Source organism: Varibaculum sp. GTC20041 (genome assembly GCF_055387755.1).
On sequence record NZ_AP041144.1, the window covers coordinates 2,182,619 to 2,207,968 of the forward strand.

General features: G+C 50.8%; 19 protein-coding genes and 2 tRNA genes. 8 read left to right on the forward strand and 13 right to left on the reverse strand.

Annotated features, from left to right (window positions below; translation table 11 throughout):
• Positions 1-9 precede the first annotated feature (9 nt).
• The 3 genes from ACZ5BI_RS09555 to ACZ5BI_RS09565 are packed head-to-tail and all read left to right on the forward strand — an operon-like array spanning position 10 to position 3,160.
• On the forward strand, positions 10-1,308 hold the full coding sequence (locus tag ACZ5BI_RS09555) for an ABC transporter permease (RefSeq protein ID WP_464896289.1): 1,299 nt from the start codon (positions 10-12) through the stop codon (positions 1,306-1,308).
• Positions 1,305-2,519: an ABC transporter permease gene (locus tag ACZ5BI_RS09560; RefSeq protein ID WP_464896290.1), complete on the forward strand. Its 1,215-nt coding sequence runs from the start codon at positions 1,305-1,307 to the stop codon at positions 2,517-2,519. The genes ACZ5BI_RS09555 and ACZ5BI_RS09560 overlap by 4 nt, the downstream gene beginning before the upstream one ends.
• 8 nt (positions 2,520-2,527) lie before the next feature.
• Positions 2,528-3,160 carry an ABC transporter ATP-binding protein gene (locus ACZ5BI_RS09565; protein ID WP_024059976.1) on the forward strand — a complete coding sequence of 211 codons (633 nt, stop codon included), beginning with the start codon at positions 2,528-2,530 and terminating at the stop codon, positions 3,158-3,160.
• Between the two features lie 136 nt (positions 3,161-3,296).
• Here ACZ5BI_RS09565 and ACZ5BI_RS09570 read toward each other — a convergent pair whose 3' ends face one another.
• The 3 genes from ACZ5BI_RS09570 to ACZ5BI_RS09580 are packed head-to-tail and all read right to left on the reverse strand — an operon-like array spanning position 3,297 to position 8,769.
• Complete coding sequence (locus tag ACZ5BI_RS09570) at positions 3,297-4,991, reverse strand: ABC transporter ATP-binding protein (RefSeq protein WP_238128251.1); 1,695 nt, start codon at positions 4,989-4,991, stop codon at positions 3,297-3,299.
• 39 nt (positions 4,992-5,030) lie between these two features.
• Positions 5,031-6,764 (reverse strand): ABC transporter ATP-binding protein/permease, encoded by a 1,734-nt coding sequence (locus tag ACZ5BI_RS09575; protein ID WP_278610057.1) that lies wholly within the window; start codon positions 6,762-6,764, stop codon positions 5,031-5,033.
• Between the two features lie 34 nt (positions 6,765-6,798).
• The gene (locus ACZ5BI_RS09580; protein WP_464896291.1) at positions 6,799-8,769 is read right to left on the reverse strand and encodes a YcaO-like family protein; all 1,971 of its coding nucleotides are present in this window, start codon (positions 8,767-8,769) and stop codon (positions 6,799-6,801) included.
• Positions 8,770-9,334: 565 nt separating this feature from the next.
• Here ACZ5BI_RS09580 and ACZ5BI_RS09585 point away from each other — a divergent pair.
• Genes ACZ5BI_RS09585 through ACZ5BI_RS09600 form a run of 4 tightly spaced genes read left to right on the forward strand, consistent with a single transcriptional unit; the run spans position 9,335 to position 13,320 of the window.
• A complete protein-coding gene (locus ACZ5BI_RS09585) occupies positions 9,335-10,516 on the forward strand; it encodes a prolyl oligopeptidase family serine peptidase (protein WP_464896292.1) in 1,182 nt (393 codons plus the stop codon).
• Complete coding sequence (locus ACZ5BI_RS09590; protein WP_024059982.1) at positions 10,510-11,532, forward strand: FecCD family ABC transporter permease; 1,023 nt, start codon at positions 10,510-10,512, stop codon at positions 11,530-11,532. Before ACZ5BI_RS09585 ends, ACZ5BI_RS09590 begins: the two co-directional genes overlap by 7 nt.
• Before the next feature lie 14 nt (positions 11,533-11,546).
• Positions 11,547-12,536, forward strand: coding sequence for an ABC transporter substrate-binding protein (locus ACZ5BI_RS09595; RefSeq protein ID WP_024059983.1), 990 nt, complete (start codon positions 11,547-11,549; stop codon positions 12,534-12,536).
• Positions 12,537-12,540: 4 nt separating this feature from the next.
• On the forward strand, positions 12,541-13,320 hold the full coding sequence (locus ACZ5BI_RS09600; RefSeq protein ID WP_024059984.1) for an ABC transporter ATP-binding protein: 780 nt from the start codon (positions 12,541-12,543) through the stop codon (positions 13,318-13,320).
• A 150-nt stretch (positions 13,321-13,470) separates the two neighbouring features.
• On the opposite strand, the gene ACZ5BI_RS09605 is transcribed toward ACZ5BI_RS09600, so the two are convergent.
• The 4 genes from ACZ5BI_RS09605 to ACZ5BI_RS09620 form a co-directional block, all read right to left on the reverse strand.
• On the reverse strand, positions 13,471-14,136 hold the full coding sequence (locus ACZ5BI_RS09605) for a nucleoside/nucleotide kinase family protein (RefSeq protein WP_024059563.1): 666 nt from the start codon (positions 14,134-14,136) through the stop codon (positions 13,471-13,473).
• A 79-nt stretch (positions 14,137-14,215) separates the two neighbouring features.
• Positions 14,216-15,517 (reverse strand): RNA-binding domain-containing protein, encoded by a 1,302-nt coding sequence (locus ACZ5BI_RS09610; protein WP_464896293.1) that lies wholly within the window; start codon positions 15,515-15,517, stop codon positions 14,216-14,218.
• A gap of 809 nt (positions 15,518-16,326) precedes the next feature.
• Positions 16,327-16,399, reverse strand: a tRNA-Ala gene (locus ACZ5BI_RS09615).
• 166 nt (positions 16,400-16,565) lie between these two features.
• Positions 16,566-16,639, reverse strand: a tRNA-Ile gene (locus ACZ5BI_RS09620).
• A gap of 3 nt (positions 16,640-16,642) precedes the next feature.
• Between ACZ5BI_RS09620 and ACZ5BI_RS09625 the strand changes: the two genes are divergently transcribed.
• The gene (locus tag ACZ5BI_RS09625) at positions 16,643-16,804 is read left to right on the forward strand and encodes a hypothetical protein (RefSeq protein WP_238128258.1); all 162 of its coding nucleotides are present in this window, start codon (positions 16,643-16,645) and stop codon (positions 16,802-16,804) included.
• Here the strand turns inward: ACZ5BI_RS09625 and ACZ5BI_RS09630 are convergent.
• The 6 genes from ACZ5BI_RS09630 to pstB form a co-directional block, all read right to left on the reverse strand.
• Positions 16,763-17,473: a DUF3566 domain-containing protein gene (locus ACZ5BI_RS09630; protein ID WP_464896294.1), complete on the reverse strand. Its 711-nt coding sequence runs from the start codon at positions 17,471-17,473 to the stop codon at positions 16,763-16,765. The two genes, ACZ5BI_RS09625 and ACZ5BI_RS09630, sit on opposite strands and share 42 nt — an antisense overlap.
• Before the next feature lie 14 nt (positions 17,474-17,487).
• Positions 17,488-20,157 carry a DNA gyrase subunit A gene (gene gyrA / locus ACZ5BI_RS09635; protein ID WP_464896295.1) on the reverse strand — a complete coding sequence of 890 codons (2,670 nt, stop codon included), beginning with the start codon at positions 20,155-20,157 and terminating at the stop codon, positions 17,488-17,490.
• A gap of 14 nt (positions 20,158-20,171) precedes the next feature.
• On the reverse strand, positions 20,172-22,196 hold the full coding sequence (gene gyrB / locus ACZ5BI_RS09640; protein WP_464896296.1) for a DNA topoisomerase (ATP-hydrolyzing) subunit B: 2,025 nt from the start codon (positions 22,194-22,196) through the stop codon (positions 20,172-20,174).
• A 365-nt stretch (positions 22,197-22,561) separates the two neighbouring features.
• The gene (locus ACZ5BI_RS09645; protein ID WP_238128260.1) at positions 22,562-23,245 is read right to left on the reverse strand and encodes a response regulator transcription factor; all 684 of its coding nucleotides are present in this window, start codon (positions 23,243-23,245) and stop codon (positions 22,562-22,564) included.
• 2 nt (positions 23,246-23,247) lie between these two features.
• Complete coding sequence (locus ACZ5BI_RS09650; RefSeq protein WP_464896297.1) at positions 23,248-24,330, reverse strand: sensor histidine kinase; 1,083 nt, start codon at positions 24,328-24,330, stop codon at positions 23,248-23,250.
• Between the two features lie 184 nt (positions 24,331-24,514).
• A complete protein-coding gene (gene pstB, locus ACZ5BI_RS09655) occupies positions 24,515-25,294 on the reverse strand; it encodes a phosphate ABC transporter ATP-binding protein PstB (RefSeq protein WP_024059573.1) in 780 nt (259 codons plus the stop codon).
• Positions 25,295-25,350: the final 56 nt, after the last annotated feature.

The following is a 25,350-nucleotide window of genomic DNA, read 5'->3' on the forward strand; positions in this document are numbered from 1 at the left end:
ATATTCGCGGTGCTCACTTTGGTGGCCACTGTTTTAATGTCGGCAGATGCTATCGAGAGGGCGAGCGCGCGTGAGGGCGCAAAGGTAGAGGCCAAGGCGGGTGCCGGTTTCGTCCTCGAAAATAATCCGCAGTTCAATCAGGGAACCCCGCGGGGAGCCGGAACGGTTAAACCTGCAGATATTTCCCAGATTGCGCGACTGCCTGAGGTTAAAAGCTATGTGGCTCGGCAAAACGTCACTGCTGATTTAGTTGGGGCTCAGACCCAGAAACTGGGAACCAATGATTACGACGCCAAGAAGGAAGCCCGGTTCGGAAACGCAGTGAACGTGTGGGGAGTCAACCGCACCGATATCGACAACAACTTTCGTTCCGGCGCTTTAACCCTGGTGGCGGGGCGGCATTTAAAGCCCGGTGATCACCATAAAGCGATTATCCATGAAGATTTGGCGAAAGCTAACGGCCTGAAAATCGGGGGCAAGCTAAAACTAAAAGGCAACCCCTATGACGTGGACAATTTGCGGAAATCAACCACGCAAACCGAAATGGAAATAGTGGGGCTGGTTCGCGGCTCCAATAATCGACAGGCAGCTCAGCGCAGTGAACTCTTTGCCAATACTGTTTACACGGATTTGGATACCACCCGCGCGCTTTACCAGATGAGCAAAGATAATGAGATTTACCAGGACGCTAACTTTTTCGTTGCTTCCGATAGTGATTTAGAGGAGGCAGAAAAGAAGGCTGGCTCTCTGAAGATCGATTGGCGCAACTACCAACTATCGCCCGCCACCCAGTATTTAGCGGGAATTACCGGAGCGCTTAGCGGAATAAATTCCCTGATGAGCACCACTAAAATGGTCGCTTTCGGGTTTGCGCTGTTGATTTTAACGCTGGTGCTTTTCCTGTGGATGAATGAACGTAAGAAAGAAACCGGGGTACTACTGTCGGTAGGCACTTCAAAGGGAAGTATTTTTGCCCAATACCTGTGCGAACTGGTGATTACCGCCATCCCGGCTTTCGTATTGGCGTTCTTTATTTCTGGGTCAATCTCGCAATGGCTAGGCAATTCCGCATTGGCCTCGGTGAATGATTCGCTAATGCAAGAACTGGCACAGGCCGGGCAGGCGGGTGCCGATATGGAATCCTCAGCGGCAACTAAAACCCTGGATGCTCTAGCGGTGTCCCTGTCCACCCCCTCGGTGATTACTGCCGTGTTGCTAACTTTGCTGGTAGGCGTGCTTTGTGTGCTGGTAGCATCGTTCCCGATGCTACGCCGCCCCCCGCGCGCCCTCTTGGTGGATATCAAATGAGAGAGCTTAGTATTTGGCGTCGCGCCTGGTGTTCGCTTAGTCGCCGCCCCCGCCGCGCCCTGCTGCTCACGCTGATTATGGCGGTGGTCTTTACCGCCCTGATTTCTCAGTCAGGCGTGCGCGCGCAGGTGGCCGGGATTTCTGGGGCGATTAATTCCGGAGTAAACGCGGGATTCACTGCCAGCAGCGAAGGCGGCACTATCTCTTTGACGCAGGCAGAAAAGTTAGGCCACTTGCCGCAAGTAAAACGCTCGGCTTTTGAAAAAGAAGCTTTGGCTAAACCCGAGGGCGCGAAGCTGGTCACTACCACTTCCGGGGTGCAACTTGACGCTCAGTTTGCCGGGGATGCCGGAATTATCGGGACTACTAATAGCCAGTTGCATCCGTCTTTCATGGGTAGGTTGTATCGGTTAGAGGACGGCAAACACTTGGCGGCAAGTGGGAGCGGCGCGCTGATCCACCGCGAGTTTGCCCAGCGCAATGATTTGCATATTGGCAGTCAGCTACGCCTTCGCGCCCATGGAACTACCGTAAATATGCCGGTAGTGGGGATTTTCAACGGAAAAACTGAGAATCCCGGGGGACTTCCTGCCGGGGCTTCCGAGAACCAGATTTTTATTGATCTGGCTAACAGTCAGCGCCTGGCCGGGAAAGAACTGACTTGCGCGAGGTTCTTTACCGAGGATGCTAGCGCGCTCCCTGCCGCGTTACGTGCGGCAAAACAGATGGATTCGCAGCTGAGTTACGAATCTAATGCCGCCCAGTTCGCGGGGGTGCTCGCTACCCTGTCTGGGGTAAATAAGCTCCTTACTGCCCTGGCTGTAGGTGTGGGAGGCGCCGGTCTAGCCGCTCTCGCCCTGATTATGGTCTTTTGGATCCGAGGACGCACCCGCGAAATCGGGGTGCTCCTAGCAGTAGGTAAAACCAAAGCGAATATCTTGGGGCAACTTGCCTTGGAGAGCGCTTTCTTAGCGCTGGTGGGTAGCGCTATCGGGACCACCTTGGGATTCCTGCTTTCGGATAAGGTGTCTTCCCTGGTATTTGCCAAATCTGCTAGCCCCTCCCTGTCCGCCCTATCTGCGAGCGGGAGCACCGGGAGTATCCTGGCCGCCCTCGCCCTCGGATATGTGATTACTTTCGCGGCGCTACTATTAGCGACCGCTCCCCTGCTCCGTCAAACCCCGCGAGCTATTCTCGCAAAAACAAGTTAGGAAACATTATGAGCATTTTGCAGTTAGATCATCTTGATTATGTTTATCCGGGAACTAGCACCCAGATCCTGTCGGACGTGTGCACCGAGTTCGAGATCGGAAAGTTTTATGCGATTGTAGGCGCCTCAGGTGCCGGAAAATCCACCCTGTTGAACCTGCTGGCAGGTTTAGATAAGCCTACCGACGGGGCGGTACGTTTCGATGGTACTGATATTGCGGAAACTGGCTATGCCCAGCACCGAAAGAAGCAGATTTCTCTGGTTTTCCAAAACTATAACCTGATTGACTATTTGACTCCGCTAGAGAATCTGCGATTGGTGAATGGGAAAGCCGGGATTGACACTTTGACCCAGCTGGGGCTGTCTGAAAAGGAGGCGCGGCGCAGCGTAATGGCGCTTTCGGGAGGTCAACAGCAGCGGGTAGCGATCGGGAGGGCGCTAGTGTCGGGGGCTCCGATTATTTTGGCGGATGAACCTACCGGGAATCTGGATGAGGATACCGCCCGCGAAGTAATCGAGATTCTGCAGAGAGCCGCTCATGAACAGGATAAGTGCGTGATCGTGGTGACCCATTCGCGCCAACTCGCCCGCAGCGCCGACGTTACCTTGCGCCTAAATCGCCGCAAGCTAGTGGTGGCGTAACCTGTCCTCAGCCCTCAGCCGGGTATTTTCGTGCCGAGCGATACCAGGAGATGCTCACGTTAACCTTGCTGCGACTATAGGCAGACCTTGATAAATGCGAACTACTAGCTCGCCTATTTACTGATTTATGCGGTAACTAAGCTATCTGTTGCCCTAAAAGCGTTCTATAAATTGGCTGATCTTTAAGCTCCTGATGAGTCCCTTCCGCGACCACGCGCCCACCATCAAGAACTACGATATGGTCCGCGATACGAATAGAAGCCAACCGATGGGCAATGACGATAGTAGTACGGTCAGCCCTCGCGTTACGAATATTTTTGGCAATGGAGGCTTCGAGGAACGGGTCAATATTAGCGAGCGGCTCATCGAGGATAAGCATGTCGGGACGCCGAAGAAAAGCACGAGCAATCCCGATACGTTGACGTTCCCCACCCGAGAGCGTGGTTCCCCGATCCCCGACTTTCGCGTCTAATCCTCCTAAAGAAGTAATCAGCTCACTGATATCAGCCTCGGCAAGAGCTGCCCAAATATCATCATCACAGGCCTGCCGATTAGCTAAAACAAGATTGTCTCGCACAGTTCCGGCAAAAATATGGCAGTCCTGGGGAACAAGAGCCAGTCTTTCGCGATATTGGTTTGGTTGATAGGAGCGAAGATTTCTCCCATCGAAACGCAGTTCGCCTTCCTGAGGATCAAGATAACGCATAGCCAGATTGGCTAGGGTAGTTTTCCCCGCCCCTGATTTTCCGACAATGGCGATTGAGCGTTTAGGAGTTGCGGTTAAGTTAACTTGGTTAATAACTGGCTTACCTGCCTGATAGGAAAAAACCGTATCATCACTAACTAAATGGTTTGTTTCTGCCTCATATTCGGCATGATTGGTTTCGGGGATGGAGGGGATGGGATCCTTAGCGTTAAGAATGGTATTAATCCGGTGTGCGCACGCCCCAATTTCTCCTACTCTCCCCAGCATGCCCACTAGCGTTGTCGCGGGGGTTGGCACTAGACCCGCTAGCACCACCGCAACTGGTAGCAAAGCTGAATCTAAATGTCCGGTCAGCACCCACCCAGTTAGAATGACTAGCAAAATCGTGGATCCGACTGTGGTTGCAATCGTAGAAAAAGCTGATTCCCAGGCTTTTCTTATCGTTTGCGAATTCTTAGTTACCTGCACTTTTCGTGTTAAATCCAAGATCTGCGCATTTTGTTTATCCACCATCCCCAATGACCGCAGTTCCCTTTGCCCTTGAATAGAATCCAGAACTGCAATACGCAACTGGGCTAGTTGATAACGTAATTTTTTACCTTGCCGGCGTTGTATGGACATAAGGGCGAAAGGGAATGCAATCATAGCTGCAGTTGGTAGCAGCATTATCAGTCCAATCGGACCAATAAAACTCACCAGCACACCGGTGAATAAAGTTGGAGTGAGAATGGCACAGATGGCAGTAGAGGCCGTATGCGCATAAAACCATTCCAGCTGTTCCGCATCATTCATGGCAGCCGATGCCACATCACCGGTACGTTTCCCTTGCAACCCTAAGGGTGCGATTCGCTCGATAGCGTTATAAATGTGCACCCGCAAGGTATGTAGAATCCGGTAAGCAACTTCATGTGACCACCAAACCTCAAAGAGGGTACTCACGGCATGCACGACCACCAGGGTAAACATCATAACGAACAGCAGGTTCAGATTATTCGTACGGTTTAATATGAATTGCGTAGATATCCATACTGAACTGACCGCAACCCCAACAACACTAATTTGGGCAAGCGCAGTCACAATAGTGGCGGCTACGAAAAGGGGAACACATTCGCGTAGCCGCTTCATCAGTGCAAGGAAATTACTGAAAACTAAGGTCATAGTCGACTAGGCTCCCATCTGTGCACTAATCAATCTTGACCAGGCATTATCTTCCTGGCTTAACGTACAGGGATTCCCGCTACAAAGCACTTTCCCATGTCCCATTACCACTACATGATCTGTTTGCTCAGCAGCGTCAATACGGTGAGTAACCAGCAATAAAGTGAGATTCGGGTACGTCTTGCGAATATTCGCCAGAACCGTTGTTTCTGTTTGGGTGTCCAGACCAGAAGTAGATTCATCGAGTACGAGGAGCGGGCATTTGCGAACCAGAGCCCGAGCGATTGCCAGTCGTTGTTTTTGTCCTCCCGAAAGATTCTGAGCATGTTCTTCAATTTCTAAATCAAGAATATTGTCACCAGAATCAGGATTGTTATCGGGATGCAGGTTTGTGGCACAGGCTAGCTTTAGAGCCGTCATCATCTCCACTTCATCCGCTTTGGGATTAGCTTCGGCCAAAATTGACCTTATAGTTCCCGGAAAAATAATCGGGTCTTGCGGAACCAGCGTGACGGTACGGGCAATATCCAAACTGTCCGCTGAAACCCCTCCCACTGTGATACTTCCACTATCAGGGTGATCGAAACCCATTAATAACCCGAGCGCGGTGGATTTCCCGGAACCTGACAGCCCCACCAGAGCGGTTGTTTTACCTGCAGGTGCTCCGAAAGTGACTTGCTCAAGAGCCGGCTCGGCAGCTCCCGGATAAGTGTAGGAGATATCCACGAAAGATACTTCGTTACTGTGAGGCATGTTTTGCGGAGATTTGCGGGTAGCGGCAGAAGTTTGCTCCTGTTCAAATAACTCGCTCATAGCCGGCAGCGCGGAAATACCAAAGAATGCTTCATGCCAACATGCCGATAGGGCGGTAAATGGGCGGAAAAGTTCGATAGCTAGCAGCGTAACCACAAATAGCGAGCTGATTGGCATCGCCTCGGAAGAAATCAAAGAAATTGCGATCACTAGCCCGAGGGCGGGACCGAGCACTTTCATCATTCCTGATAGGCCAGTTTCTCCCAATGAAAGCCGTAGCTGCCCCATAGTAGTTTTGAGCAGCTGGCTGGACTGTTTTTCTAATTGGGTGCCATGATCTTTAGCCGCCCCAAAAGATTTCAAAGTGGACATTCCCATCATAGAATCCACGAAATCGGCATTGAGATTTTCGTACGCTACCCAATGCGATTGTCCGCGATCAGCAAGAGCTCTATCCCATAATCGGGGAATAGCAATAATCGCGACTCCACAGACTAAAAGAACTCCCGCAATCAGGGGAGAAATGCTGGCAATAGCAATTGTTAAACCAATCGCGGTTAGAGCAGTGACCGCCAGTTGGGTGAAATACTTGACGAAATAGGGTTCGATCGCCTCAACCCCATCAGTGAGAACCGACTGTATTTGTCCAGAACGCCCCAGTCCTCCCCGCATAGGTCCGCGCGCATCTAGTTGCTCTAGAAGCGCCTGCCGTAAGCGGCTTTTCACCACTAGTCCCGCTCGATTTTGTAGAAGCTGTCCACTGACCTCAAGTAACGGACGGATTAAGAGCAAACCGGCAATAGCTATGATTAGTCCCACCACCGTGGAGACCCGGCGAGAGCTCAATAGCTCATTGAAAAGCATGGCGTTGCACACCGCGGTTGCAATATATAAGCAAGACACCAGGACACCCAACATCATGGCGGGGGCCAGCAGCCACACGGAGACTCCGGCGGCGCGCATAACTAAACGCTGCTTTGCGAACACAATCGCCTTTCCTTTCTCAACAACGGTATCGGTTCTACGCGTGCGGCATTGGGAAGGGGTTCATGCTACCTTCAGGTCTTGGCGAATCCACCCATCCTAACCGTACTGCTTCCTCTGCCACCATATTGCGCCCCAGGTAGGGAAATGCGGCAGGAGTATTGCCTATCGTGCCGGGAATTAATGTGCGGATCACATGCAGTCCGCAAGAAGCGACATCGCGAGAGGTGATATCAACGGTAATTACCCGCATACCCCGGGCGTGGATACGCTCTATATAACTAGCTAGTTGGCTATCTTTCAGCTGTGACACAGATGAAATACTGCGGGTTGCTGGTATATCCAACAGTGGTTTCACTCTGTCTACCGCGCGAGGATCTAGAAAGACCTCTTGCTGAATTAGTAGGTCATCTACATCTTTGAGATCCTCACGGAAGTCATCCAGATAGCGGCGGTCACGGCGCCATTTCTTATATGAACGTCCAGGAAGTAGACCTTTACGGATTGCTGTCCAATGTGCCCCTTCGGGGTTTGCGAGGTCGTGAGCTCCCTCTTGTAAGGTGAGCGCTTCACTCCAAGCTTTTAAAGCGCCTTGTTCAACGCTCGAACGACAAGAAAAACCAACGTGTACCAGTTTAGAGACATCATTGTGAACTACCCCGGCTAGAACCGGAATATTGAAAGTGTTGTCTAGATTGATCAAAGCGGGGCGGAGTGGCTCTTTCGTCCCGCTAAAAAGATCTAAATATTTCTGCGGTAATTCCAGGTGCGGAAGCGGCTGGGCATTCAACCACCACACCATGGTGGCATGCCGCTCAATAATTTCACTGATACCCGACAATATCGCCTGGTCACTGCTGGTTCCTGCAGCTACTCCAGCAAACGCAGGAAAGTTAACTTTCGGTTCTTGCCGATACTGGTTGGTATACCAGTTGACATACACCAAGGAGGCAGGAACGAAAACTGGCTCTTCATCCTCATAATAGGTACCTTCCACCCACCCTACGGGCAGTTCAGGCGTCAAAGGTACAAAAGGAAATCCGGGGTGCTGGTATTGGTTTGCAGAGAATAGCACCAGTTCTTCCGGATGAAGAAGCGGGTATCCTTTTCTCGTTAATTCCCGATAAGAACCATGTAATACCGGTTTGAGATCGATTAGGTTAGAGCAATAACGCTCGACCGATTCACCAATAGCCGCTAGTTCAGTGTCGTGGATCTGCGCTTCTTTTTCTTCTTCTCCAACCTCATTGGGGATTAACGTTGAGCCTTGGCAAAATACAGTGTTGATATAAGTTGATGTTCTGCGTAAATCACACGTTCGCGCCTGGGTAGTATGCAACGTAGGCGGCATATAGGCACTGTGATGTACCCGAGTGAGCTCTTTTACGATTCCATAGCATTTATCAACCACAAAGGTGGGAGGGTGAATCGGGGATTTAGGCTGAGGGCCCATCATAAAATTCGTGGGAAGCACCGCGTGAACTTCGAGATCCCCGTCCATGGAAATTGCCCAAATAGTGTCAAGGGGGGTTGATTTCTGGTTATCGATTTCATTGCGAGTAATAGCTTTAATTAATTCCGCTGCTTTGTGCCCCATATTTGTGGCTGCACCTAAGCGCGGTAAGAAACTTCCCCATACGGGGCTACCCATTTTTGCTTGAAATACTTCACTATTGACTGCATTTCCGGCGAGACGAGCAAGACTGTCGCTATAAGTTGCACCTTGCCCTTTAAGTACTGCTGGGCCAACCAATAGTTGGTCGGGGGTGTGATCCACCGTGATCACTGAAATATTTAGTCCGAGATTGTCTTCAATAGTTTCCGCAAATACGGGAGCAGGATCATCTCCGCGACACACCACCAGGGCGCCGCGATTGAAGACTTGGTATGCACATTCGCGAACTGACTGGGAAGACAAGCGCGCCGTGACATCAATCTTTTGGAGCTCTGAAGTTATTAAACGCGCAATTGTGGGATCGCCGCAGACAATTACCTCTGCATCGGCCATAGATTGAGGATCAGGGGTCGGGGAGACTAGGTCCTGCGTGTTGATAAAACAGCTGTGTTTTTCTAATGCTTTTTTCAACGGAGTGCCCAAAGGGTGAGTGGACTGGGCATCCTGCGCCGCATCTAAGACGCGCACGATGCTATTGACATCCGTTGAGAGCACCAGATCACGACCATCTGCACATGTAAGAACGCATCTATTCGTATCCAAAGGCCTTACTTGCGCACAAATCTTCCACATAACCCCTGATCCTCTTACCTATATGAAATATTGGGTAAAGTGCGTCTTAGCACTATCTTTTACCCGATGCCTATCTACTTACCTCCATGCAAAGCTCTGCTGGGTGGCACCGTGATGGCAGTGAGGAACAGTGATTTTATCGGTGTTCACTTCCTCAATCTCTACGATTTCGAGTGTGTTCATTTCCCCTCCTTTCAAGCGATAGCAACTTCAGAGGCTAGTCTTTAACTTGTTACTTAGGTTATGCTAACCTAAACATAGTTTACATGGTTTCGTCTTTTACACAAGAGGGAAATAAAACTACGGAACAAATGAAGGAGGTTAGGTGAACCAGATATCGCAACTATCCCCGCCTAAGTGCGAAAACATTATCAAAGTGCGTGGTGAGATCCGGTTACCCGAAGGCAGTGTCTTCTACCCACAGTGGAAAACCTCTGGATCTAACCCGGTATATGGCGGTTACCAAGATGCTTGCGAAACTCTGGTTTATGACACCAAAACTTTTGATGTCATCACCCACAAATCTGGAAAATCATTCCCTCTAGGACAACACATTAAACCGATAAAAGTACTCGACCAGGAGCTCTATTTACAAGGCTCCTCCTTTATTAATGGTCCCCGCCTTTACCGCCTTGATCGGAAAACTGGAGAACTAACTTTCGCCAAGAATGACACCTCCGAAAACGCCAACACATTTACCTGCAGACAGATTTGGGCTCATAGTGAGGACGGAACCCGAATCCCTATAGACTGCTTCGGAACGTTAGCGGAAAAACAGCCGACAATCGTATTCATTTACGGGGGATTCGGGAGGAACAATCACAGTTTCTATAGTCCAGACATTTATTCAAAATGGTTAACCCTTGGTTACAGCGTTGCCGTTATTCACTCCCGAGGAGGCGGCGAATTCGGGAAAGCTTGGCATCAAGCCGGGGTTAAAGCAGGAAGACACAAAGTCAGGGAGGATATAACCTCCTCTATTCGTGAATTGCATCGTCAAGATATTTGTACCCCCGAGACTACATTTGTACACGGTATGTCTCATGGAGCATTGCTGGCAGCGATTACCACTATCTCCCACCCAGAACTCGTATCCCAAGTAATATGCCGCGTCCCGATCAGCAGCACTAAAGACCTGCCGGAAACAACCTTAGGTCGTCAATGGTTAGACGAGTACGGGGATCCTCAAACCTCTGATTGGGATAACTTTATGAAAGAAGAAGATCCCCTAGCCTGTGAAGCCACACCCCGAAGTTTATGCACCACATCTTGGCTCATTATTGGCTACTGTCACGATGCAGTCACCACTATTTCTCATGCAGATTCCCTAGTCGAACGGGTGAAAAATTTGGGAGGGGAAGTAACGTACTGGCGTTATTCCAGCAAAGGCGGACATGAAGGGGCATTTGATCCCAGCGAGAGGATAGCCCACGAACGCAGACTGTGGAGCTATCTCAGCCAAAAAGCATCTGAAACAAAACCGGAAGCAACAGGTTCACCATGTTAACGAATAGAAAGCAACGCCTAATTCTGGCAATCGTTTTAGCGATAACGCTAGCTTGCTCGTTGATAGTGGCTGTCATTGTGGGAGCTACTGATATTTCACTATCGGCCGCACTTGAGGGCATCAATGCCACGCTGAGAAGAACTGCTGCACTTGATGTTGATACTCAGATTATTGGGGAGGTCAGATTCCCCCGCGCTGTTCTGGGAGCAATCGTAGGTGCCGGCTTGGGTATATGCGGCCTGATAACTCAGTCGTTACTGCGCAACCCGTTGGGCGATCCCTATATTCTAGGTATTTCCTCCGGGGCTTCCACCGGCGCAGCAGCAGTCATAGTTTTCGGAACAACCAGCAATATCTTATCTGCATTGGGAATCACTTTCGGTGCCTTCCTGGGAGCAATGGCCTCCATCCTACTCGTTACCCTGCTAGCTTCTGCCGGAGGAAAAATCACTCCGACACGCATCATTTTTGCAGGTATGGCGGTAACTTACTTTTTCTCGGCAGTAACCAGCTTGATAACTCTGATGGCTAAAAACGCGGCTGGAACCAAATCGGTAATGTTTTGGATGCTCGGATCAATATCTAACGCCACCTGGCATGACGTCATTATCGCAGGCAGCGTGGTAACTATTGCATTAATTTGCTTCACCATCTGGGGAAGACGGGTTGACATCCTTAACCTGGGAGACGATGCCGCAATCTCACTGGGTACTAGTCCCCGCCTCTATCGAAACCTCCTATTTCTCATAGTGGCGCTCACTATAGCGGTGCTTGTCTCCCTTACCGGTGCCATCGGATTCGTGGGACTAGTCGTTCCTCATGCTGCGAAACAACTGGTAGGTTCGACCACTCGAGCTGCGTTACCTATCTCTGCCCTGGGAGGCGGACTGCTTGTCGTCATTGCCGACACCTGTACCCGCGTGGCTATCAGACCAGCGGAACTACCTATCGGAATACTAACAGCCCTGGTAGGAGCCCCTATGCTAATGGCTCTCATCAAGAAATATTCCAAATAGAAAGGAAGAAAAGAATGATCAAGAAACGAATTGTGGCTGGCGCGTTGGGCGCATGCCTTGCGGTCGCCGCCCTCACTGGCTGCTCCGGGACAAAGGATTCTTCTAACGCTGCTGCTGACGAACCCCTTACCGTAAAGAACTGTGGGGTGGAAACGAAGTTTACTACCCATCCTAAGAAAGTTGTTTCGATGGGAGTTACCGGTTTGGCGTACCTATTTGCTGCCGGAGCAGAAAAATCCATTGTTGGTCGCGCCAATGAATGGGGTGAAGAACCACCCTCCTGGATAGGTAAAAAAGCAGACGGAATCAAAGTGCTGTCAACGGAATCCATTTCTATGGAAGCACTCATGAAACTGAAACCTGATCTTGCTTATGGTGGCGGATTCAGTTCCGAAACTACCGCTCCGAAAGCTGTAGCAGAAAAGGGAATCCCTGCCGTTGTAGATGCTACCGAGTGCAACTACTTCTATCCGGATCAAAAATCCGATGAATCGTTCGATACTACTTTGGCGGAGATTACTCAGCTAGGCAAGATCATGGGCACCTCCGAAAAAGCGGATGCCACCGTCAAGGAACTTAAAGAGAAGCTAGAGCAGATTAGTAATGAGAAAATCGGTAAAGACCGCAAAGTTTCCTACGCCTACTACTACGGAGAAGATGCCGACCTATTTAGTTACGGAAACAAAGGGGTCATGGGGGAAATAAATAAGACCCTTAACCTTGTTAGTGCTATCGACCCGAACTATCATCCGCACCAAGGTCCCATTGCGCCAGAAGCATTTGTTAAATCAGACCCCGATGTAATCATCTTGCTCACCGGAATGGGGGGTGCCACCAAAGAAAGTTCAATGCAACGACTTGAAAAGATTCCTGGCTTCAAGGACATGAAAGCGGTTAAAAATGGCAACATTATCTACGCGGAATCCGCAGTAGCCTATGCTTCCCCCACCGCGATTTATGGAACATTTGAACTGGCTGATCAGCTCAAGAAACTAGGAAAGTAAACGGATGAATGATTCTCCCCTCACGATAGACAAAGCTAGCGTCCACTTCGGTGACACCAAAGTTCTTGACAGGGTCTCCTTCGAGGTACCTCAAGGTAAAATTTTAGGTATCGCCGGCCCTAATGGTTCCGGGAAAACTACCCTCATGAGGGCTATGTTCGCTGCACAAAAACTATCGGAGGGGAGAATCCTCCTCAGTGGGCAGCCTTTAGATCAAATGCGCCCCGGTCAAGTTGCCCGACGTATCGCAGTGGTTTCCCAATTCGAGCACGACATGGAAAGAACCCGCGTACTCGATATTGTTCTTCTGGGACGATCCCCGCATCGTAAGGATATTCAAGGATATAGCGCAGCTGATCGTAAAATCTGTCAAGAAGCTCTTGCCGCTGTTGGTATGAGCTATGCGCAAGAGCGCTATGTGGATACGCTTTCCGGTGGGGAGCGTCAACGGGTTCTTATTGCCCGCGCCCTCGCCCAACAATGTAAATGTATCCTGCTAGATGAACCCACAAATCATCTAGATATCAAATACCAACATCAAATTCTTAGTATCATCAAGAATGTTAGCGACACCGCTGTCATAATCTTGCATGATCTTAACCTGGTAACCCGCTACTGCGACCAGGCAATTATTCTTAAAAATGGTCGGGTACACACTCAAGGGGTCCCGGACGATATTCTCACTCCTGAACTCATCCACGATGTTTATGGCGTAAGCGCCAAAGAAGTCCAAGACAGAAACGTCAAACAATTTATTTTCAAACCATTGCCATCCACTACCTGACAGGTGAGCTAATATCGCAGGCTCTAACGGTGTACTGTAACCAGGAAAACACGCCTGTTAGAGTTACAAAGGGCAAGACTTCATTGTTGGTTTAAGGGCGATAGGCTGGGATTAAAACGCGCTGCCCGCGAGGAAGCGGCTGGAAGTAAACTAGCTGTTTTCTACCGAAATATCGAAAAGTATTCTGATGAGGGCATCGGACTCGGGCTTGGTTGTTTCAACGATATCGATATTGGGTGAATCAACTTCGTTGAACCATTTGACCGCGCGCTTTCGGGAGTATCCTGCAGCCATTTGCCTTTCAATGAGCCTATCTTTAAGTAATGAAACATCAGTATCCAAATACCATAGGATATCTAGCATTTTCTTAACATTTGCCCAATCACCATTTTGGAAGGCCAAATAGTTCCCTTCAGTAACAATAACTTGAGTGTCTGGTTTTATTTCGATAGCAGCAGCGATCGGCTCGTGTAGCCTGCGGGAATAGGTAGGGACGAAAAGAGGGTAGTCTACTAATTCCCGCAACCGTTGCAATACATTGAGGTATCCGTTCACATCAAAGGTTTCCGGAGCCCCTTTCCGATCTAGTAGCTGCTTTTGCCGCAATACGGCATTCGAAAAATGAAATCCATCCATTGGCAGGTATGCACTGTGAATGTCCATAACATGCGTTAAATAATCAGCAAGTTTCTGCGCTAACGTAGATTTTCCAGCGCCAGGAGCTCCGGCGATACCAACAATACTGCGACCGGGACGCAACTTGTTGCATAGATCTCGCGCAAGATATTCCAGGCATCCAAATTCATAAAACTTCACTCAAAACCCTCCTAAAAGGAATTTTGCTCCTTTGATTTTACTGATATAGAAAGAGTTACGAGCCATTCGTTGCAAACGGTTAACCTTTTCTGTACTTTGTTTTTCTGCCTCTTCCGTCCTGATAGATCAAGCCGTCTGTAATCATGCGTTTTAGAATACGGCTGGCCGTTGTTTGGCTGACATCCAACAGTTGATCCACATCGCTACGTACTACATAGCTGTTTTTGTCAATCAGATCCAGAATTTTTTCTTCATTGGATTTGCGTTCGTTAGACATGGTAGCCATTGTCTTAGCGGCATTTCTATTGGGAAGTGTAATTTTGAAAGCATTGTTTGTTACTTCAATTTTAGGCTCTAACCCTGTGCCTGCGTATGCTTTCATGATTTTGGGCATACCGGTTCCGTAAGCTTCAATCAGCTTTAAGCGATAGAAGATAGCTGCTAATTTCGGATTTCTGCAAACGGAGAGTCCGAGCATAATGTCATCCAAAGTGATTCCGGCAGGCAAACCGCCCACGGATACAAATTCGATTCGATCATCATAGATACTGACAAGGGTGCTGGCACTAAAAGAGTAATCTCTATGCACCAGAGAATTCATCAATGTTTCTCTCAGAGCGTCCTCTGGATAATCTCTGGTATCAGTTCGGTATAGTCCCTCAAATGTGGCCTTGGTTTGATTGTGCAGATCGAGATAGGCATACAAATCCTCCATCTGCTGAAACAGTGAACCAGTAAACTCACGTCTATCTTGGAATGTGCTCTGATCAACACCGGCAAAGGTTGCAGCCTTGATGGTATTCGGACATTGTTCGGACAGAAGCAACGCTACATTGGAGTAAACGCCGTCCGAGGAAACCATTCCCAAAGTCTGCATCTTAGCAGCATCATAGGGAACCTTCCTCTTGGCAAACTGTGCTTCAGCTGCCTGGAATGACAAATTCTGTTCCAAAGAGCGCATGGTTTCAAAACTGTCGCCATCGGTTTCTTTAATCATTTTTCGGATGGCGGTATCAGAGGCAGGATCTATAGATGTACCATTGCGGACATACACGCCACTGGGCTTTAATCCCTTGCTGCCCAGATAATAAGGACGGTCTGTACCCTCCTGAACGGTCACGGCAATAATTTGTTTATCATCTATCACCTGTGTCTCGTAGTGGACAAACATCGTAATATCAGGTTTGATGGAATCCCGAACCATGTTATTAATTTGCGAGGTAACACGGTCGGTACTATCTACACCAATCACCGTACCATTGTCCTCAACACCAATGTAAAGAGTGCCGCCTTTGGTGTTAGCAAAGGCAATCACCTCTTTGCAAAGGTCTGCAACAACCGAAGACTTGAGTTCGATAGTTTCGCTCTCACTAAATGCCATAAGGCACCTCCTGTTGTTTTCTTAATCACCATTATAGTTATAATAGTCATTCTTGTTGATTTGTATTCGTGTAGTGATTAGAAAAACAAGAAGAGGGTACGAATCCATATTGAGTGGAAGCGTACCCGCGATGATATAACGATGAAATTAGGGTTAATACCTAAAAAATGTGTACAAAATCGATGTTTTTCTTGGTCTGACTAGGGGTTTTAGGGGTTTGCACATGCTTTCACGAACTTTGACCCCGAGGTGCGGGGGCTAGGTTTTATCCGAGCAGGTGCGGTGGGCATAAGAATTCGGAAAACGTCGCTACGTTTTCCGAATTCTTGGGCGGGAGGAAAAACCTAGCCCCCGCACCGACCACTACCGCGCCAGCCCTCACGGGTTCGAGTCCCTTGGCTCAAAACACTGATGCCCCGGCACAAGGCCGGGGCTCACCATCGTGCTAGCAACACTTCGTGTTGCGCACCGTTTCCTCACCCTCACTAATACGAAAACCCGAACGGTTCTCGTACCGTTCGGGTTCGTCACGGTGGAGCTAGCGGGACTCGGCGGTGCTACGCACCAGCAAGGGTTTTCGGAGCACAGCCTCCGAAAACCACTGGCGCGGGCGAACGCTCAACCCGCGTTCGCTACCTCCCCGCGCCAGCCCTCACGGGTTCGAATCCCTCAGCTTATAGTTTCAGGGGCCCGGCAAAAGCCGAGCCCCTATTTAGTGCCAGTAATCCCTGACGGGATTACGCACGATTTCGTCATCCTCACTAATAAAAAAGCCCAAACGGCTTTTTCACCGTTCGGACTCCTCATCGTGGAGCTAGCGGGACTCGAACCCGCGACCCTCTGCTTGCAAAGCAGATGCGCTACCAGCTGCGCTATAGCCCCTTTAGAGTAGGAAACCCCCTACAGGTACTTCCATACTCCCGGATCATTGCGAAGGTCATTTGCCGCATTCACCAGCCAGGCGAAAAACACCCCGATAAACAACAGTTTGAAGGTCTTTTTCAAATCTACCTACCTGGCCGATTGCTGGAACAAACTTCCCTTGCAGTGGGCCTAGCTGGGCTCGAACCAGCGACCTCAGTCTTATCAGGACTGCGCTCTAACCAACTGAGCTATAGGCCCATCGTGTCCATCGCGAACACCATTGCAGATTACAACATTCCTAACCCGGCTTTCAAACCCGTCCTAGGTGCGTTCCGTCACGCCACCCTCGAGATCCCACAGCCAGCGAAGAATACGGTGCTGCTACTCGTCGGTCAGCGCCAGCCTGATCCCACCAACCAATGATGTCACCAAGTTATAGATAAGCGCCCCCACCGTTGAAAACGCGGTCATTAAGATCACGTTCGAGACTGCGATAATAGTGCTCATCGCCATTACCCGCGGCAAGCGCAAATAATCAATAATCGACGCAATCGAACCGGTGGGATCAATATCGTTAATAAAGTTTTCCACCGAACTAAACACGCTCATCGAATTTAGCAGCAGCCAGACCAACAATCCTGCCAGCACCATGGCGATCCCGAGCGCCACCGATAACAGGAAGGACACCTTCATCACCGACCAGGGATCAATCCGGGATACCACCAACGAGATTTGACGCGGCTGATATTCGCCAATCTTCTTTGCCGAGGACGCAGCCGCGGCCTCGGTCTGTCCCGCCTTGTCTGCAGAAGAAGACACTTCCGGAACCTGTGGGATTGCAGAACTGCTACCGCCCTTAGAAGCAGACTTACCAGCGGTCTTTTTGCCCGCTGCCTGAGGAGATTTTCCGGTCTTTTTCACCTGGCTGTCCCCACTATTAGTTTGCGGGTCAGCAGCTTGCGGTATTTCATTCTGCGAAGACTGGTCGGCGCTATTATCTTCGCTAATAGTAGAGGCTTCGCTCTCCCGCGAAACATCATCAACGCTTTGCTCTGAGCGAGCCTTATCTTGATCTTTGCCATCAGTTGTCATTGGTCAGCCTCTCACTAAAGCTCAGTTGTTTCGGTTTCTAACGCGGCCACTTCTTGATCGAGATCCTCATCCGTAGCCTCCGACGAATCATCTTCATCTGATTTCTCATTATTTAACGCCACAGCCAAAACCGCATCCCCGGGTGCCGGACGAGTGAAAATCACTCCCTGGGTGTTACGTCCCGTGCGAGGAACCTCATCCACGCGAGAGCGCTGCACCTTACCAGAATGCATAATCACCATGACTTCATCATCGTCATTAACAATCAAGGCGCCCACTAGGCCGCCCCGCTCAGCCACCAGGTTCGCTACCTTGATCCCGAGGCCGCCGCGACCTTGTACCCGGTATTCCTCTACCGAAGTGCGTTTCGCGTATCCACCCTCGGTCACCACCAAAAGGTCACTATCGGGGCGAATAACTGTCATCGCCAACAGGTGATCCCCTTCGCGGAACTTCATTCCCCGCACCCCGGAGGTGGCGCGCCCAGTAGGACGCAAAGCTTCATCACTAGCTAGGAACCGCAGGGATTGTCCCCGGTGCGAAACCAGCAATAGCTCATCGTCACCGTTAACCAGTTCGGCAGAAACCACCTCGTCAGGGGCACCATCTTCCATTTCCCGCAGGTTAATCGCAATCAAACCCCCGGTACGGTTGGAATCATATTCGGTAAACCGGGTCTTTTTCACTAGCCCTGAACGGGTAGCCAGCGCCAAATACTCGGCCTCGTCATAGGAGCTGAACGTCAGAACCTGCGCGATTTTTTCTTCCGGCTGGAACGCTAAAAGGTTAGCTACGTGCTGCCCCTTAGAGTCGCGTCCTCCCTCGGGTAGTTCATAGGCTTTCGCCCGATAAACCCGGCCCTTATTGGTAAAGAACGCCAACCAGTGATGAGTGGTGGTGGTAAAGAAGTGATCCACCACGTCATCTTCGCGCAGCTGCGCTCCCTTAATGCCCTTGCCGCCACGTTTTTGGCTGCGGTATTGATCCAGGCGGGTGCGTTTGACATACCCGGAATGGGTAATGGTGACCACCACGTCTTGTTCTTCAATCAGGTCTTCCATCGACATTTCCCCGGCGAACGGCATTATCTTGGTGCGCCGCTCATCGCCGTATTTATCGACAATCTCGCCCAGCTCGGTGGAAATAATGCCCCGCTGCCGTTCCGGACGAGCCAAGATATCTTGTAGATCCTTTACCCGTGCCTCCAACTCGGTGTGTTCATCGAGAATCTTTTGCCGTTCGAGGGCGGCCAGGCGGCGCAGCTGCAAAGCCAAAATGGCATCCGCTTGGACTTCATCTACCCCGAGCAGTTCCATCAGGGCGCTGCGCGCCTCATCAACTGTTGGTGATTGGCGAATAGTAGCAATCACCGCATCCAGCGCGTCCAGCGCCATCAGGTAGCCTTGCAAAATATGGAGGCGATCCTGCGCGCGCTTGAGGCGGAAATTGGTGCGGCGCACGATTACTTCTAGCTGGTGATTAATCCAGTTAGAGATAAACCCATCGATAGAAAGCGTCCGCGGAACCCCATCTACCAGCGCCAACATATTGGCGGGGAAGGAATCCTGCAACTGGGTACGCTTATAGAGGTTGTTCAAAACCACCTTGGGAACCGCGTCCCGCTTGAGCACAATCACCAGGCGCTGTCCGGAACGATCCGAGGATTCATCGCGAATATCTGCGATGCCCTCGATCTGCCCATCTTTCACCAGTCCGGCGATTTTTGCAGCCAGATTGTCCGGATTGACCTGGTAGGGAAGTTCGGTAACTACCAGGCAAACCCGGGAATTGATTTCCTCTACGTTTACGATTGCTCGCTGTACGATAGAGCCGCGACCGGTACGGTATGCCTGTTCAATCCCTTTCCGTCCCAAAATAGTGGCGCCCGTGGGGAAATCCGGGCCTTTAATCCGCTCAATCAGGGCTTCCATTAACTCTTCACGCGAAGCCTCGGGATGCGCTAAGGCCCATTGCACCCCGTCAGCGACTTCCCGCATATTGTGGGGCGGAATCCGGGTAGCCATCCCCACTGCGATTCCCTCTGACCCGTTAAGCAGCAGGTAGGGCAGGCGGGAAGGCAAAACCGTGGGTTCTTGCGTGCGCCCATCATAGTTGTCCATGAAATCGACAGTGTCTTCATCGATGTCGCGCACCATTTCCATCGACAAAGGCGCCATTTTACATTCCGTATAACGCGGAGCTGCCGGCCCTAAGTTCCCTGGGGAACCAAAGTTACCTTGACCAGCCACCATCGGGTAACGCATCGACCAAGGCTGCACTAGACGCGCCAAAGCATCATAAACTGCGACGTCACCGTGAGGGTGGAAATGCCCCATCACGTCACCGACTACGCGCATACATTTCGAAAACCCAGCGTTGGGACGGTAGCCACCGTCATACATGGCATACAGAATCCGCCGGTGTACCGGCTTCAAACCATCCCGCACCTCGGGCAGGGCGCGCCCTACGATCACGCTCATTGCATAATCCAGGTAGGAGCGCTGCATCTCGGTTTCTAGGTCAACCTGGTTAATATGACCTTTAGCCTGGAAGAGACCGGAATTATTATTTTCGAGGGCGTCTGAGGAAATGCTGTCCCCACCCCCGAAAGCTGCGCCGGTGTGCTGAGCCTTTTCGGGGGAGTCTGCTTGCTGGTTTTGATCCTGGTTGTCTATATCGCTCATGTTTTGCCTGTCCCTTAAATATCCAAGAATCGTACGTCAGTGGCATTGCGTTGAATGAAAGCTCGCCGCGACTCGACGTCCTCACCCATTAGCATCGAGAAAACTTCATCAGCGCTGGCCGCCTCGGATAAGGTCACCTGTTTAAGCATCCGGTCTTCGGGGTTCATAGTGGTTTCCCACAGTTCCTGGGGATTCATTTCCCCGAGTCCCTTATAACGCTGCACCCCGCCCTCTTTCGGAAGGCGTTTACCATCAGCTTTGCCGTCCTCTAAATAATCGTCGCGTTGGCGATCCGAGAACACAAACTGGTGGGGAGCATTTGACCATTTCAAGCGGTAAAGCGGAGGGCAAGCGATAAATACGTGCCCTTTTTCAATCAAGGGACGCATATAGCGGAACAGCAAAGTCAGCAGCAAAGTAGCGATATGCTGGCCGTCCACATCGGCGTCCGCCATAATCACAATGGCGTTATAGCGCAGCTTGGAGATATCGAAGTCTTCCCCAATACCGGTACCGAAAGCAGTAATCAAAGACTGAATTTCTTGACTGGAGAGGGCGCGATCTAGCCGCGCTTTTTCTACGTTTAGGATTTTGCCGCGGATCGGCAAAATGGCCTGGTGAGCCGGGTCGCGCCCCTGCACGGCCGAACCACCTGCCGAGTCGCCCTCTACAATGTAGATTTCGCATTGGGAGGCATCGCGAGAAGAACAATCCCGCAGCTTACCGGGCATTGAGACGGATTCGAGGGCGGATTTGCGCCGGGTAGCTTCCCGGGCTTTACGCGCTGCTACCCGCGCGGTGGCCGCCTGCTGTGCCTTAACCAGAATCGCTTTCGCATCCATGGGATGGGCGTCTAACCAGTCACCCAGTTTGGAATAAACCTGCTGCTGGACGAAAGTACGTGCCTCAGTGTTTCCCAGTTTGGTTTTCGTCTGCCCCTCGAACTGGGGCTCGGTTAGTTTCACCGAGATTACAGCGGTTAAACCTTCGCGAATATCATCACCGGTTAGGTTTTGATCTTTGTCTTTGAGGATGCCTTTATCGCGAGCATATTTATTCATCAAGCTGGTGAGAGCAGAGCGGAAACCTTCCTCGTGGGTACCGCCCTCGGTGGTGTTAATCGTGTTCGCGTAAGTATGCACAGACTCGGAATAAGCGGTGGTCCATTGCAAGGCGATTTCTAGACTGATCGAGGCGTCTTCATTAACCGACTCAAAATCAATGATGTCAGGGTTGATAACCTCAGATTTCTTGGAGTGGTTGATGAACTCTACATAGTCGCGCAGACCATTCTCGTACATAAACGAAACTTGGCGGAAACCGGGAACCGGATCATCAGCGGTGCCTTGCACATCGCCAGTAACCAGATCACCGGCATCGGTAGCCTCTGGACGTTCATCGGTTAGGGTGATGCGTAGCCCCTTGTTCAGGAAGGCCATCTGCTGGAAGCGTTGCCGCAAAATCTCGAAACTAAAAGTAGTGGTCTCAAAGATTTCCGGGTCTGGGTAGAAAGTTTGTTGCGTGCCGGTTTCTTCGGTTTCTTCGCCGCGTTGTAATTCGGTGAGAGGATGCCCCCCGTTACCGAAAGACTGCCGCCAGGCGTAGCCTTGCCGTTTCACCACGGTATCCATCCGGGTTGAAAGCGCGTTTACTACTGATACGCCAACCCCGTGCAGACCGCCGGAGACTGCGTAACCGCCCGAACCGAACTTGCCGCCCGCGTGCAGAATAGTCATTACCACTTCGACCGTGGGGCGTTTTTCGGTGGGATGCATATCTACCGGGATTCCGCGGCCGTTATCACTAACCCGCACCCCGCCATCGGCCTGAAGGGCGACCTCAATATGGTCACAATAGCCGGCCAAGGCTTCATCAACCGAGTTATCGACTACCTCGTATACCAAGTGGTGCAGACCGCGCTCCCCGGTTGAACCGATATACATGCCGGGACGCTTACGTACTGCCTCTAGCCCCTCTAAAACTGTGATGTCGTCCGCGCCGTATTCGTGCTGGACTTGTTGGTCACCCAGATCAGCCACCTGCTGGATCTCCTTGATCTAGTTCGCTGGCCCCGAGCCGGATATTTCCAGCCGTTGGGCACCGTCTGCCCCAGGGCATTCACGCCGAAAATCCGGCGCTCACTAGCTCTATTCTACCGTGAAAGCCTCAAGAACCCACATTTTACGGCCTCACCCCACTTTTCGGGGGAAAGTCACTTTTTTACTTTCGGTGCGTCAGGCGCAAATTTTTTCCGAGGGCGGGCAAGGGAGACGGACAGGGATGAGCATTAGTCCGGCATTGTAGAAAAATACCGGGGTACCGCTTGGGGAAAACGCGGATAACGATTGGAAAAAGCGGGGGAAACTCGCAGAACAAATCGCAAAGTTCCAAAACTAAATAGGTACTATTTCGGATCCATGATCCGGTAGCCGAGCCCGCGCACCGTCACGATAATCTTCGGTGAGTGCGGGTCGTCCTCAATCTTAGAACGCAGTCGTTTAACATGTACGTCTAGGGTCTTGGGGTCACCGAACCAGTTTTCGCCCCACACCCGATCCATAACCTGCCCGCGAGTAAGTACCCGTTCGGGGTTGCGTAAGAAATATTCCAGCAGTTCAAACTCGCGTAGCGGTAGCTCTTTAAGTTCGCCATGTACCCGCACTTCGTGGCGGTCAACATCCATGGTTACCGGGCCGACCTCTAAAACGTTGCCTAGTTCCGGTAGCTCTTGGGTACGGCGCAGTACCGCAGTAATTCGAGCCAAAAGTTCGCGGAATCGATAGGGCTTAGTTACATAGTCGTCCGCGCCCAGCTCCAAACCGATAACCACATCGACCACATCATCTTTCGCGGTAACCATAATGATGGGGGTGTCGTAGTTCTCGCGTACCTGGCGGCAAACTTCCGTACCGGGGATTCCCGGGAGCATCAAATCTAGCAAAATTAGATCTATACTGTTGCCTTTCACCGCTGAAAGCGCCTGATCACCGTCTTCCACCCCAATAACTTCGTAACCTTCCCGTTTGAGGGAATACTCGAGAGGTTTGCGGTAGGCTTCCTCGTCCTCCACTACTAATATGGTGGTCATTTCTATTCCTTTGTCAGAGCTATTTGATCAGTTTGCGTAGTCTGTGGGAAGTGGCGTGGCAAAGTTATGGTGAAAGTAGCGCCCTCGCCTGGTTTAGAGTTCACGTGGATGGAGCCATTAAGATCCGAAACCACATGTTTTACGATTGACAGCCCCAGCCCAGTTCCGCCAGTAGAACGAGAACGAGCGGGATCTACCCGGTAAAAGCGTTCAAAAATTCGTTTTTGGTCTTCCTCAGAAATCCCGATCCCATTATCAGCAACTTCGATAACCACATTGTCGTTTTCTCGTAAGGTGATATCTACCTGACCTCCGGAATCGGAATATCGAATCGCGTTTTCCAACAGGTTTTGCAGGGCGGAAGTCAGCAGTTCCAAATCGGCATAGACCAAAATATCTTCTCCCTGCGGGAAATGGGTATTCACTGTAATATTTGCGTCTTCCGCGGCGGTAGTCACCTGGTCGAGAGCATCGTTAATAGCTTCGATTACCATCATGGAACGCGGTTTAGAGGGCAAACGCCCATCTTGCAAGCGCGCTAAGGAAATAATTTCGTACACCAGTTTGGTGAGTCGACGCGATTCTTTAACTAGCTGAGTTGAAAAAGTTTCCACTGCCTGCACATCATCGGCATTGTCGTGGATCGTTTCCGCCAGCAAGGAAATCGCTCCCACCGGGGTTTTTAGTTCATGGGAAGCGTTAACTACGAATTCGCGCCGGGTAGCATCAGCTTGGAGGACGCGGGTGCGATCCTCTAGTAACACCAGGGTGTGCCGCAAAGATATGGGAGCCACCCGCACTCTAACTGACCAGGGAACGGCGGCATCTGGATGCACCAGATCGTATTCTTTTTCTACGATTCGTCCTGTAGCACGAGCCTTATCAATCTGCTCTAGCAGCTGATCATATTCGATTTTCCCATTGTGGAAAAGAGGAATTATACGCGCCAATTGTGAGCTATAGGCAAACGAATTATCGGGATTAAGTACCACCGAGGCTTCCGGGAGGGCGTCAAGGATCGTAGAGAGATCTTCAACTCTCCAGCCAGAGCCATCCCAATGCTGCTGCTCACTTTGGCTTTCCATAATTCATATATTAAGGGGGCAATATCTGAGAGACTAATTGTGCAGACTGCGTTAACCAAACGTTTACCGTGGGTAACAAGTATTCTACCTCCAGCAGGTAAAAGACATCTTCCTGTTCTGTGCCACTACCCGCGCCCTTGTTTGCAGCCGTCTGCTGGCGCCCGCTAAAACCCACTACTATTCCCTAACCAAAACGCCCCGCAATATAGTTTTCGGTCACCTTTTCATGGGGGGTGAGGAAAACGGATTCGGTCGGTCCGATTTCGACCAGTTTTCCAGGTTTGCGCGGCCCGGCGATATTAAAGAACGCGGTCTGATCCGAGATCCGGGCTGCCTGCTGCATATTGTGAGTAACAATCACAATCGTGTAGGTCTCTTTCAACTGGGCAATCAAATCCTCAATCGCCAAGGTGGAGATGGGATCCAGCGCCGAGCAAGGCTCATCCATCAAAAGCACCTCGGGTTTAACCGCAATCGCCCGCGCGATACACAGGCGTTGCTGCTGGCCACCTGAGAGGGAAGCCCCCGGTTTATCTAGCCGATCCTTAACTTCCTCCCACAGGTTTGCACCCTTAAGGGATTCTTCTACGATCGCCTCGCCCTCGGATTTGCTGATTTTCACCCGATTTAGATGCAAGCCGGCGAGCACATTGTTCTTAATCGACATGGTGGGGAAGGGGTTTGGGCGCTGGAACACCATCCCGATCATCCGCCGTACCTCCACCGGGTCGACATCTTTGCCGTAGAGGTTGTCCCCGTTCAGCAGCACTTCCCCTTCGATGCGTCCTCCGGGAGTGACTTCATGCATCCGGTTCAAAGTGCGCAGCACCGTGGATTTACCACACCCAGACGGCCCAATCAGGGAAGTTACCGTTTGGGTTTCTATCGTCATATTTACGTCCTCTACGGCTTTGAAATCTCCGTAGTAAACGTCTAAATGTTTAGTCTCTAAACAGATTGCCATTTTCTTTTCCTATCTGCTTTTGCTTCTTGCAGCCCTGCCCCAGGCGAGGGCGAGTT